Origin of the sequence: Flavobacterium sp. Root186, assembly GCF_001428525.1 — a bacterium.
In the GTDB taxonomy this organism is placed as follows: domain Bacteria; phylum Bacteroidota; class Bacteroidia; order Flavobacteriales; family Flavobacteriaceae; genus Flavobacterium.
On the sequence record NZ_LMHW01000015.1, the window covers coordinates 50,931 to 64,459 of the forward strand.

The following is a 13,529-nucleotide window of genomic DNA, read 5'->3' on the forward strand; positions in this document are numbered from 1 at the left end:
AAAAGCTGGGGAGATTTCTATTTAAATGGACTTACATTTCTTATATGAATTAATTAAAATTATTTTGTTTCAATAATGCTTATCGCATATCCTCCGCCGGGAGCAGATAACTGAGATAATTTTGATTTGTTTGTTACAGCAATTTTCCTGATCGTATAAGCTTGCGGATTTGTTTTGTAATGCGCATCTTTTGCATCAGCATAAATTGTTGCAGTGTATTTTTTGCCTTTTTCAAGGAAACTGAAGTCAATGTTTGAGGTACGGGCAGTTTCTCCGTTTACATTTCCAACAAACCAGTTGTTTGTTCCTTTTGCTTTACGGGCAACGGTAATAAAATCGCCTGGTTCAGCTTCAATATATTTGCTTTCAGACCAATCTACAGCAACATCTTTAATGAATTGGAAAGCATCAGGAAAACGGTTGTAGTTCTCCGGAGTATCTGCCGCCATTTGCAATGGGCTGTACATGGTAACGTATAATGCCAATTGGTTACAGATTGTACTGTTTACATGCGATTTGTTATCCGGATTCATTTTGCTGATATCCATTTCGAAGATTCCTGGAGTATAATCCATTGGTCCACCAATTAAACGTGTAAATGGTAAAACGGTAACGTGATTTGGTTTAGAGCCACCAAAAGCTTGGTATTCTGTTCCTCTTGCAGCTTCATTTCCAATTAAATTTGGATAAGTTCTGCAAATTCCGGTTGGGCGAACGGCTTCGTGAGCGTTTACCATAATTTTATAATCTGCAGCTTTTTCAATTGCATATTGGTAATGGTTTACAATCCATTGATCGTAATGATTTTCACCGCGAGGCAAAATATCTCCAACATAACCGCTTTTTACAGCATCGTATCCATTGTCTTTCATGAATTTATAAGCAGCATCCATATGACGCTCGTAGTTACGAACCGAACCAGAAGTCTCGTGGTGCATGATCATTTTGATTCCTTTAGATTTTGCATATTCGTGCAAACCTTTTACATCAAAATCAGGGTAAGGCGTCAAGAAATCAAAAACATAATCTTTTGAATGTCCAAACCAGTCTTCCCAACCTTCGTTCCAACCTTCAACTAAAACAGCGTCGAAACCATTTGCAGCCGCAAAATCAATGTATTTTTTTACGTTCGCATTGTTTGCACCGTGTGTGCCGCTTGGTTTTGCTTTTGAAAAATCAGAAACACCCAATTGTACCGTTGGGAAATCGTTTGTGTATGACCAAGAGCTTTTTCCTGTAATCATTTCCCACCAAACACCAACATATTTTACAGGTTTAATCCAGGAAGTATCATCAATTTTTGATGGATCGTTTAAGTTTAATGTCATTTTTGAAGCCAAGATTTCTCTGGCATCATCGCTAACCATAATCGTTCTCCAAGGCGAGTGGCTTGGCGCCTGAATATATCCTTTATCTCCTTTTGCATCTGGTGTTAACCAAGATTCGAAGATCATGTTTTTATCATCTAAATTTAAGTGCATGCAAGAATAGTTAATCAAAGCTGCTTCGTGCAGGTTGATGTAGATTCCGTCATTTGTTTTTAACATCAAAGAAGTCTGAACTCCTGTTGGTGAAAAAGATTTTTGAGAAACGTTTGCTGTGTATGCTTTTTGAGATAAACCTCTAATTTCAGATAATTTCGATTTGGTATAATCGTATTCCTGAGTGTCATAATCTCCCGGAATCCAGAAAGCAGTGTGATCTCCGGTCATAGCAAATTGAGATCTTTCTTCTTTAATTACAAAATAAGTAAGATTCTTTTGCGCCGGGAATTCATATCTAAATCCTAAACCGTCATCAAATAAACGGAAACGGATTACGATTTGTCTGTCTGTTCCTTTTTGGTTTAAAGTGACAGCCAATTCATTATAGTGATTTCTAATGTTGTCAACTTCTCCCCAAACTGGTTTCCAAGTTTCATCAAAAGTCGAAGTTTTAGTATCAACAACAGTAAAATCATTCAATAAAGATTTTTTATCATCTTTAAGTTCAAGACCTAGTTTACTGGTTTTTACAACTTCTTTGTTTTTGTATTTTAAATTGTATGTTGGAGTTCCGTCGTTTTGAAGAGAAAATTCCATTACGAACTTGCCTTCGGGTGATTTTAACTGCTGCGCTTTTGCAACTGTGCTAAACGCAAACAAAATTAAACTTGCGAAAAATAAGTTTTTCATGTTTTTTAGTTTTTAAGTGTATTGTAATTTAATTTATTTGTACAAATTTACTTGCAATCACAGGATTTCCGTTAACTACAATTGTTAAATCTTGATCGCCGTCAACAGTAAATGTTGTTTCGTTATGATTTACAGCTACTTTTAAAATTTGATTTCTGAAATTAATTTTAAAAGAATACCCTTTCCATTCTTTTGGAATTTTTGGAGAAAAATGCAATTGGTCATTTTTTACTCTCATTCCGCCAAAACCTTCTACAATACTCATCCAGGTTCCAGCCATTGACGTGATATGACAGCCTTCTTCCACTTCTTTATTATAATCGTCCAAATCCAGACGGGAAGTTCTTAAATAGAAAGTATAAGCCATATCCATTTTGTCTAAAACAGCAGCTTGAATCGAGTGTACGCAAGGCGAAAGTGAACTTTCATGAACGGTAAATGATTCGTAAAAATCGAAATTACGTTCTAATTCTTCTTTAGAAAAATGATCTTCGAAGAAATAAAAACATTGTAAAACATCGGCTTGTTTAATATAAGGTGAACGTAAAACGCGATCCCAAGACCATTTTTGGTTTATCGGGCGCTGCGAACGATCTAAATCTTTTACAGGAACTAAATCTTTGTCTAAGAAACCGTCTTGCTGCAGATAAATTCCTAACTCTTGAGAAGTTGGGAAATACATATCATTGGCTACTTTTTTCCATTCATGAATTTCATTCGAAGAAAGATTTACTTTTTCTAAAACACGTTTGTGGTCTGCAGGATATTCCAGCGCCACTTTATTTATTTGATCTGCTGCAAAATCAATACACCATTTTGCAATATAATTGGTGTAGAAATTATTGTTGATGTTGTTTTCATACTCGTTTGGACCTGTAACTCCCAGAATCACATATTGATTTTTCTCTTTTGAGAAAGATGCTCTTTGGTGCCAAAAACGTGCAATACCAATTAAAACTTCTAAACCTTTTTCAGGAATATAAGAGTAATCGCCAGTGTAACGGTAATAGTTGTAAATCGCAAAAGCAATCGCACCATTTCTGTGGATTTCTTCGTGTGTGATTTCCCATTCGTTGTGACATTCTTCACCATTCATGGTCACCATTGGATACAAAGCTGCGCCGTTTTTGAAACCTAAATTATCTTTAGCGTTTTCAATTGCTTTATCCAATTGATTGAAACGGTATGTCAATAAATTTCTAGCAACCTGCTGATCTTTTGTCGCCATATAAAACGGAATACAATACGCTTCAGTATCCCAATATGTAGATCCACCGTATTTTTCTCCGGTAAAACCTTTTGGTCCGATGTTTAATCGGCTGTCTTTTCCTGAATAGGTTTGGTTTAATTGGAAGATGTTGAAACGAATTCCTTGCTGCGCTTTTACATCGCCATCGATTGTAATGTCTGACATTTCCCAGATTTTTGCCCAAGCTTCAATTTGATTTTGAAGCAAAGCATCATATCCTGAATTAACAGCAGATTTAATTACTTTTTCGGCTGCTGACAAAGTGTTTTCGTGGTTTAAAGAAACCGTGTATCCGCCAACTTTTTGAATAGATGAGGTTTGTCCTTTCGCAATAATGGTTCCGTAAGTATACTGAACCTTATCTGTAGTTGAATCGATTGTAGATGGTGAAACATGAATGTTTTCACCATTTGCTAAAATCGTATTATGCATGAAAGTAGTAACTTTAAAATGCGTTTTAAACGTTTGAGCGGTTACAAAAGCTTCATTTGTACCTTTTTTAACTTCAAGCGGTTCCCAGAATTTTTCTTCCCAGTTCGCATCTTCATTGGTTACACCTGCATCAACATAAGGTTTATAAACGATTTTTGCATCTTTATTTAAAGGTATAATATCGTATTTAATGATTCCTGCTTCGTCTAAATCTAAGGAAAGAAAACGACGAACGTTAACTGCGATTTCGGTTCCGTTTTTTAGAATTGCTTCAAAAGAACGATTGTACCATCCTTCTTTCATATTCAACTCTCTGCGGAAGTTTCTAACTTCGGAACAGTTATTTAAATCAAGGTTTTCTTCGTTGATTTCGATGTCAATTCCTATCCAGTTTGGGGCGTTTAGTACTTTGGCAAAATATTTCGGATAACCGTTTTTCCACCAGCCCACTTTTGTTTTGTCCGGATAATAAATTCCGGCGATGTAACTTCCCTGAAAAGTTTCTGCGGAATATGTTTCTTCAAAATTGGCGCGTTGTCCCATAGCACCGTTCCCGATACTAAAAAGACTTTCAGACGATTTTACTCTTTCGGCATCAAATCCTTCTTCTATGATGGACCAATTGTCTGGTTTTATATAATCTTGGTTCATTTGTTTTTACAGTGTTTTTCGTGATTGATTGATTTATGATTGATTTTACTTTGTGATTAATGATTCGATAAAGTTTTCATCTATTAGAGTGAAATCTTTAAAAATGAAATCAGCCTCATGTAAAATTGTTTCCTCACCAATTCCAACACTTACCATTTCTGCAATATTTGCTGCCTGAATTCCGGCAACAGAATCTTCAAATACAATTGAATTTTTTGGATCAATATTTAATAATTGAGCCGCTTTTAAGAAAACTTCCGGATCTGGTTTTGCATTGGTAACGTCATTTCCGTCAACAATAAAATCGAAATACGAAAGAATTCCAGTTTTTTCAAGAATTGGTCGGGCATTTTTACTCGCAGAACCCAACGCAATTCCTTGGTTTTTATCTTTTAATAGTTGCAGAATTTTAAAAACTCCAGGAAGAATCTCGCTTTCGTCCATGTCAACTAAATAAGATAGGTAATCTTCATTTTTTTGAATCAGCCATTTGTCTTTTTCTTCTTGCGAAGCCTGAACATTTCCTAATCCAAGTATAATATCTAACGAGCGAACTCGGCTTACGCCTTTTAAAAGCTCGTTGTCCTCATGCGTAAAATTTATGTTTAGAGATTGTGCGATTTTTTGCCAGGCTAAAAAGTGGTATTTAGCGGTATCGACAATTACGCCGTCAAGATCGAATATGAAAGCTTTTTTGTTCATTTTAAAGGAAATTCTTCTTTATAATTTTTGAATAGTATCATCTACATCTTTTACTTTGTAGACTAAAAGAGCGGCAATTAAAAAGCTTACTCCGCTGGTAATTAAGGCATAAATTGCATCGCCATTGTAAAGGTATTTTACAATTGGACCGCCAATTAATGCGTTTACAATTTGAGGAATAACAACAAAGAAATTGAAGATTCCCATGTAAACTCCCATCTTTTTTGGAGCGATAGATCCCGCAAGAATCGCATACGGCATGGCCAGAATACTTGCCCAGGCAACCCCAATTAAAATCATTGGTAATACAACCCAGTCTTCATTTGGCATAAAATAAATGGAGATTAAACCAATTCCTCCAATGATTAATGAAACTGCGTGCGTTGATTTTCGGCCAATTTTTTTTGCGATATACGGTAAGAAAAATAAAGCGACAATAGCAGAAACTAAGTTGTAAACTCCAAACAGAATTCCGACCCAGTCACCAGCGTCTTGATATTGCTGGCTAGAAGTATCTTCTAGTGGTAAACCGTAAATGTGATGTGCGATTGCCGGAGTTGTAAAAACCCACATTCCGAATAATCCGAACCAAGAGAAAAACTGCACCCAGCTAAGCTGACGCATGGTAGTTGGCATCTTTGCAAAATCAGTAAAAATGTCTGTGATTTTTGATTTTTCCTCAGAATCAGAAATCGCATCATTTTGCGGATCTTCAAATTTTGCCAATTCTTCTGGCGAATATTCTTTGGTTGTAAATAAGGTTACTAAAATAGAACCAATTAAAACCGCTGCGCCAATTATAAATGACAAAGTCAGATTTAAAGGCACACTTCCAGGAACCGTACTGTTTGAAATGTGAAAGTACTTTGTTAAAACATAAGGCAATGCTGAACCAATTACGGCTCCAAAACCAATTAATGAAGTTTGAATACTAAAACCTGCAGTACGCTGATCTGTTCTTAAATTATCACCAACAAGCGCGCGAAACGGCTCCATGGCAATGTTGAAAGAAGCATCCATAATCATTAACATTCCTGCTCCAACCCATAAAGCTGGGAGAATTGAAATGAAAATATTAGCCTGAGGCATTAAAATTAATCCTACCGAAGCTAAAATAGCTCCCACTAAAAAGAAAGGTTTTCGTCTGCCAAATCTTCCCCATGTTTTATCGCTGTAATGACCAATTATTGGCTGCACTATTAATCCCATAAGGGGAGCAATAATCCAAAACCATGAAAGTTCATGTACGTCGGCACCAAAAATTTGAAGAATTCTGCTGGCATTTGCATTTTGAAGTGCAAACCCCATTTGTATTCCCAAGAAACCGAAACTCATATTCCAGATTTCCCAGAAACTTAATTTACGCTTTTCCATTATCGTAATTTGTGAAAAATTATACGATAAGCGCTTTGCTTATCAAAACTTACTGTTTTTTCGAAGTAAAAGTAAAAGCTTTGACGGCCGTAAAAGTATAAATTATTTTTAGATATATGCTAACAAAAAAGCCATAAATATTTTTTATGGCTTTAGAATGTGTTGATTTTAAGAATTTTAGTCAGTAGATTCTCTTTTTATGAGATGTGTTTCTATAACTTCTGTTGTATAGTTTTCGTTTTCTTCTTCGTCATCATCGTGTTCGGCTTCGAGTCTTTCAATAAGCATTTTAGCTGCTTTATTTCCCATTTTTTCTCCACTTTGACTTACGGTTGTGATACTTGGAGTGGAGTATTTTGAGATAATTCCGTCAGTAAAAGCAATTACGGCTAAATCTTCTGGAACTTTTAATCCCATTTTTGATGCAGTTTTGATAATCGTTACTGCAAAAAGCTCATTTACAGCAAAAACAGCATCAAAAGCTCTTGCGTGTAAAAGCTCAGATATGGTTATTTCGCAAGTATCAACATCCTCAATTTTTATGATTAAATCTTCGTTGAAGGGAATTCCGTTGTCTAAAAGTGCTTTTTCGTAACCGTCTGTTCTCAGTTTTCCAACACTTACATAATCAACTGTAGTTACTAAAGCGATCTTTTTTCTACCGTTATCAATCAAACTTTGAACAGCTTCATAAGCGGCAGCTTTATCATCAATAATCACTTTGTCGCATAAAATATCATTGGTCACGCGATCGAACATTACAACTGGCATTCCTTGATTGATAACTTCTGTAATGTGGTGAAAATCACCTTTAAACTGGGTTTCTTTAGAAAGAGACATGATAAAACCATCAATACTTCCGTTGGCTAACATTTCCATATTCAGGACTTCTTTATCAAAAGAATCATCAGATAAACAAATCACAACGCTGTATCCATTTTCGTTAGCAACCTGCTCAATTCCGTTGATTACGGTAGAGAAAAAATAATGTACAATTTCCGGAATGATAATACCAATACTTTTGGTTTTTCGGTTTTTTAAACTAAGGGCAATATTGTTGGGCTTGTAGTTGTAAAACTTTGCAAAAGCCTGCACTTTTAAACGTGTTTCTTCTCCAATTTCAAGGCTGTTTCTGAGTGATTTTGAGACAGTTGAAATAGAGACGTCGAGTTCCTTTGCAATCTGTTTTAAGGTTATTTTGCGTTTCATGGCGTGAATTGAAAAAAATCTAATTAATAATAAAGGTATCTGAAATTTTTATAATTGGCAATTTTTGACTTAAAAGATTACAAAAAATAGAAAGTTTTCAACACTACCACGTTTTCGTAAACCAATTAAAAATGCCTCTCGTCGACGGTGTTAATAAATTCATAATTTTGAAATTCGAAGTAAAATTAAAAACTTAACTAACAATCACAAACTCAAACTAATTTAAACAAAAAGTATGAAAACAATTTACAAAAAGTTGTTATTTTTATTCCTATTGTTGCCGTTTACAGTGTTAGCTCAAAACACTCTAAGCGGGACTGTTGTCGATAAAGCAACAGGCCAGCCAATACCAGGGGTAAATGTAAATGTACAAGGTGCTCCAAGCGGTGCATCAACAGGATTTGATGGTAATTACCAGCTGTCGAATGTTAAAAGCGGAAACAAAATTGTAGTTTCTTTTATTGGTTACAAAACGCAAACGATTGATTATGCCGGACAAAAAACTCTAAATGTTTCTTTAGAAGAAGATACGAACCAACTTAAAGAAGTTGTAGTACAAGTAGGTTATGGAACTGTTAAGAAAAAAGACGCAACAGGTTCAGTATCTCAAATTTCTGCTAAAGAATTTAACAAAGGTATTAACGTAACTCCAGAAAGTTTAATCAGCGGTCGTATCTCTGGTGTAAACGTAGTGGGGGGCGGAGCTCCTGGAGCGAAAGCTGATATCAGAATTCGTGGAGGATCTTCTTTAAGTGCTTCAAATGAGCCTTTAATTGTTTTAGACGGACTTCCTTTAAGTAATGATGTGCCAAGTGGAGCTACAAGTATTTTATCTACTATTGATCCTAATGATATTGAATCATTTACAGTATTAAAAGATGCATCTGCTGCGGCTATTTATGGATCTCGTGCAGCAAGTGGTGTAATCGTTATTACAACTAAAAAAGGAGCAAAAGGTGGTGTAAAAGTTAATTTTAGTTCTCAGGTTGGTATTAATACAGTTGCAAATCAAGTTGATGTCTTAGATGCTGATCAATTTCGTGCGTTAGTTAACGAAAAAGGTTCTGCTGCTCAAAAATCTTTACTTGGAACAGCAAATACAAATTGGCAGGACGAAATTTTTCATACTGCTTTAACAACAAACAACAATATCTCTGTAAGTGGTGCTTTGTTTAATAAACTGCCTGTTAGATTATCTGTTGGTAATGTTGATAATCCTGGAATCCTAAGAAACACTTCTTTTGAAAGAACTACGACATCGATATCGTTAAATCCTGTTTTATTTGATAATCACTTAAAAATTGACGTTAACGGAAACTTATCTTTTGGTAAAAATCAATTTCAAGATGAAGGAGCTGTAATTGGAAGTGCAATAGGATATGATCCAACACAACCAGTTTATGAAGCAGGTTCTCGTTATGGAGGTTACTTTGAATGGTTAGAGCCTACTGGAAATGTACCGTTATTACCAGCAAGAAATCCTGTGGCAAGATTAAATCAAGATCAAAGAAGAGCTACTTCAACAAGAAAATGGGGTAATGTTAGATTAGACTACAAATTCCATTTCTTCGAAGATTTAAGAGCAGTTGTTGAAGCTGGTATCGACAGATTTGATAGTAACGGAAATACTACAGTAAGTACAGAAAGTATTTTAGGATATCAGCCAAAACCATTTAATGGTCCTGATTATGTAAATTTTGGAAACTATTCTAAATATACAGATATGCTTCAAAATAAAAACTTAAATGCTTACTTTAATTATACTAAGGATTTAGGAAAATTTAAAATTGATGCTACTGGTGGTTATAACTATCAATTATTTCAAAGAGAAAGATATCAATCTGGAGAGTTGAGACAACCAAATCCTAATACAGATGTTAATACAAGTCCTGATATTAATTTACAGTCTTATTTTGGTCGTGTGAATTTAGGATATGATAGTAGATATTTAGTAACTGTAAATTATAGAAGAGACGGTAGTTCTCGTTTTTCTGAGAAATACAGATGGGGCGATTTTGGTGGTGTTGCTTTAGCATGGAATGTTGCAGAAGAATCTTTCTTAAGAGATAACCAAACATTATCAAGTCTTAAATTAAGATTTGGTTATGGAACAACTGGACAGCAAGATATTACTGCTGCATACGATTACTTAAAAAGAGTAACGCTGGGAACAATTAATACACAGTATATTTTTGGTGGTCAGGTTTATTCTACTGCAAGACCGGAAGGTTATAACGAAAATATTAAATGGGAAGAATTGGCAGAGATGAACGTAGGTGTTGATTTCGGATTCCTTAATGACAGAATTACAGGAACAGTAAACTATTTTGATAAAAAATCTAGTGATTTATTAGCTGATGTAGTAGTGCCTGACGGAGCAAATATTAGAAACTCTGGAACATATAATATTGGTAGTGTAAGAACTAAAGGTATTGAGTTTAATATTCAGTCTGACATTATTAAAAGTGATAACCTGACTTGGAATCTTGCTTTTAATACTACTTATATTGACCAAAAAATTGATAACTTAGGTACAACGGTTCCTGGTTTTCAAGGTTATTTAACAGGAGATAATATCGCAGGAGGATCAGGAAATCAAATACAAGTTAACTCTGTAGGTTACGCTCCAAGATCATTCTTAGTATACGAACAATTATATGATGCAAACAAAAAACCAATCGCAGGTGCTTATGTAGATAGAAATGGTGATGGAAAGATTGATAGTGCAGATCGTTATAGATTCCATAAACCAGCACCGGATTATACTTTTGGTTTGTTCTCTACTTTAAACTACAAAAAGTTTGATTTTACAATGAACTGGAGAGCAAGTTTAGGAAATTATATTTTTGATAACGTAAGTTCTAACTTAGGATATTCTGATGCAGCTTTAAGAAGAGATTCAGATTTATCTAATGTTAGTGCTGATTACCTAAACACAGGTTTTAGATATGAAGATAATGGTACACAACGTTATTTGTCTAACTACTACATAAAAGATGCCTCTTTTATCAAATTAGATAATATTACGCTTGGGTATACTTTCGACAAATCATTAATTAAAACGGCTTCTTTAAGATTTACAGCCGGAGTTCAAAATGTTTTTGTACTTACAAAATATAATGGTTTAGATCCTGAAAGATTTAACGGAATTGACAATAATGTGTATCCAAGAGCTAGAACTTTCTTATTTGGAGTAAATGCAAGTTTCTAGTAGAATATTGAAAAACAAATTTTAAAAACACACAAAATGAAAATATCATTTAAATATATATCTTATTTTTTCCTACTTGTTTTAGGATTGAATATGACGCTTACTTCATGTACGAGCGACTTGGATGTTACTCCGGGAGATGATGATGAATTTTTATCAGAACAATTCTTTCAGGATCCGGCATCATATAAACAAGTTTTAGCAAAATTATATGCAGGCTTGTATGTTGGAGGTAATGATGGTGATGGTCAGCCAGATATTTCTGGAATTGGAGGAGACTTTAGCAGTTACTTGCGTTTGCTTTTCGTAACACAGGAGTTTACAACAGATGAAGCAATTATTGCCTGGGCTGATGGAACTTTACCTACATTGAATTCTCAGACTTGGTCTCCGGCAAATGAATTTTTAGCAGGAACTTACTCAAGAGCATTCTATGAAATTAGTGTTGCTAACGAATTTTTAAGACAAACAACGGAAGAAAAATTAACAGCAAGAGGTGTTGATGCAAATCTAAAAACGCAAATCGCAACATTCAGAGCAGAGGCTCGTTTTTTAAGAGCTTTTTCTTATGTTAATTTAATGGATTTGTTTGGTAATGTGCCAATTACAACAGAGGCTGATCCAGTTGGATTCTTTTACCCAGTACAAAAATCAAGAGCAGAAGTTTTTGCTTTTGTTGAGGCAGAATTAAAAGATTTAGATAATAGTCTTGCTGCTTCTAAAGCAAATGAATACGGAAGAATTGATAAAACAGCGGCTAAATTTTTATTGGCTCAAATTTATTTAAATTCAAAAGTTTATACTGGAGTTGATAAGTTTAATGAAGCAGGTACATTATGTGCTGATATCATCAATAATTCAGGATATACATTTGCAAATGTTCCTTATAGTTATTTGTTTTCTGCAGATAATGATGTAAATGGTGCTCAGTCTGAGGTTATTTTCCCAGTAATCAGTGATGGTAATGCTATTAGAGCAACTGGTGGAGGAATGAGTTTTATTCTTCATGCTTCTATCGGAGGTAGTATGGATGCTTCTTCTAGAGGTATGGATGGTGGATGGCAGGGAATCAGAACCCGTAGAGAGTTTGTAAATCTTTTCCCTGATGAAACTGCGACTGGAGATAAAAGAGGAACGTTTTATACAAACGGACAATCAAAAGATATTAAAAATGTTGGAACTTTTACAGATGGTTATGCTGTAACAAAATACATTAATAAAAAATCTGATGGTTCTGCAGCTCAAAGAAATGACATTCCTGATACAGATTTTCCAATGTTCAGATTGTCTGATGTGTATTTAATGTATGCTGAGGTTGCTGTGAGAGGAGCTGCATCTGCAAATACAGGAACTGCAGTTGGTTACATTAATCAACTTCGTACAAGAGCGAATGCTGCAAATATTAATGCATCTCAATTAACTCTTGATTTTATTTTGGATGAAAGAGGAAGAGAATTGTTTTGGGAATGTCACAGAAGAACCGATTTAATTCGTTTTGGAAAATTCACAGGCGGATCTAAAATCTGGCAATGGAAAGGCGGTTCTGTTAATGGAATTGCTACCGAGTCTTATAGAGATTTAATGCCAATTCCTTCTAGAGTTATACAAGCTAACCCAACTTTAAAACAAAATCCAGGATACTAACTAACCTTATAAAAATATTAAAAATGAAAAATATACATAAAATTTTAATCGCTTTCATCAGTGTTTTGGCAGTTTCTTGTAACGCAGATGATGTTGAAGACAGACCAGTAATTGAAGCAGCAACAGCGCCAGTTTTATTGACTCCTAAATCTGATTTTACTATTGTGCTTTCTAAAGAAACAGAAAATGAAGTTGCTACAACAGTTGTGTGGAATGATGCAGCATACAGCGGATCATCAACAGTTGTGAACTATACAGTAGAAGTTGCAAAAGCAGGAACAAGCTTTGCAGCACCTGTAACAGTTACAAATACTACTGAAAGATTTGTAGCTTTAACGGTATCTGAATTAAATTCAGCATTAGTTAACGGAGGATTTGTTGAAAAAGAAGCAAACAAAGTTGATATTCGTATTAAAGCTGTTGTAGGAGCTTCTGGACTTCCTCAATATTCTAATGTTTATACTATTACTGCTACTCCATATCACGTACCATTAGCTAGTTCTCACTGGTTAGTTGGAGCTGCAACTCCAGGAGGATGGACATGGGCTGGTGATGCTGAAACTGAATTCCCATTAGTAGTTGGTACAACAAATGTTTATAAAGTAACTATCGTTCTTAAAAGCGGAGAAGCATTTAGAGAATTCTTAGGAAATAACTTTACAAGCGATGGAAACTGGGATCAAAGCCATAACTACACTTACTATTCAGGCCAAGGATTTACTATCGATCCAGAATTAGTAAATGCAAACGACGGAGACAGTAACTTTAAATATACTGGACCAACAGGATCAAGAGTTCTAACAATTGATAATGGTGCAAAAACTATAACATTAGACTAATTCCTAATGTAGATAAATAAAAGGGCTATCTTCAGATAGCCCTT

8 protein-coding genes are annotated in these 13,529 nt (G+C 34.8%); 3 read left to right on the forward strand and 5 right to left on the reverse strand.

Annotated elements, in window-relative coordinates; genetic code table 11:
* Positions 1 to 59 precede the first annotated feature (59 nt).
* From ASD98_RS19365 to ASD98_RS19385, 5 genes are all read right to left on the reverse strand, one after another.
* Complete coding sequence (locus ASD98_RS19365; protein ID WP_056207560.1) at positions 60 to 2,174, reverse strand: glycoside hydrolase family 97 protein; 2,115 nt, start codon at positions 2,172 to 2,174, stop codon at positions 60 to 62.
* Between the two features lie 28 nt (positions 2,175 to 2,202).
* Positions 2,203 to 4,506, reverse strand: a complete 2,304-nt coding sequence (locus ASD98_RS19370; protein WP_056207563.1) for a glycoside hydrolase family 65 protein — start codon at positions 4,504 to 4,506, stop codon at positions 2,203 to 2,205.
* Positions 4,507 to 4,551: 45 nt separating this feature from the next.
* Complete coding sequence (gene pgmB / locus ASD98_RS19375) at positions 4,552 to 5,208, reverse strand: beta-phosphoglucomutase (protein WP_056207566.1); 657 nt, start codon at positions 5,206 to 5,208, stop codon at positions 4,552 to 4,554.
* Positions 5,209 to 5,226: 18 nt separating this feature from the next.
* A complete protein-coding gene (locus ASD98_RS19380) occupies positions 5,227 to 6,582 on the reverse strand; it encodes an MFS transporter (RefSeq protein ID WP_056207569.1) in 1,356 nt (451 codons plus the stop codon).
* A gap of 177 nt (positions 6,583 to 6,759) precedes the next feature.
* Positions 6,760 to 7,791: a LacI family DNA-binding transcriptional regulator gene (locus ASD98_RS19385; RefSeq protein ID WP_056207572.1), complete on the reverse strand. Its 1,032-nt coding sequence runs from the start codon at positions 7,789 to 7,791 to the stop codon at positions 6,760 to 6,762.
* Positions 7,792 to 8,026: 235 nt separating this feature from the next.
* On the opposite strand from ASD98_RS19385, the gene ASD98_RS19390 reads away from it, so the two are divergent.
* Genes ASD98_RS19390 through ASD98_RS19400 form a run of 3 tightly spaced genes read left to right on the forward strand, consistent with a single transcriptional unit; the run spans position 8,027 to position 13,485 of the window.
* Positions 8,027 to 11,002 (forward strand): TonB-dependent receptor, encoded by a 2,976-nt coding sequence (locus ASD98_RS19390; RefSeq protein ID WP_056207574.1) that lies wholly within the window; start codon positions 8,027 to 8,029, stop codon positions 11,000 to 11,002.
* A gap of 36 nt (positions 11,003 to 11,038) precedes the next feature.
* The gene (locus ASD98_RS19395; RefSeq protein WP_056207577.1) at positions 11,039 to 12,646 is read left to right on the forward strand and encodes a RagB/SusD family nutrient uptake outer membrane protein; all 1,608 of its coding nucleotides are present in this window, start codon (positions 11,039 to 11,041) and stop codon (positions 12,644 to 12,646) included.
* A gap of 23 nt (positions 12,647 to 12,669) precedes the next feature.
* Positions 12,670 to 13,485: a SusE domain-containing protein gene (locus ASD98_RS19400; protein ID WP_056207581.1), complete on the forward strand. Its 816-nt coding sequence runs from the start codon at positions 12,670 to 12,672 to the stop codon at positions 13,483 to 13,485.
* Positions 13,486 to 13,529 lie beyond the last annotated feature (44 nt).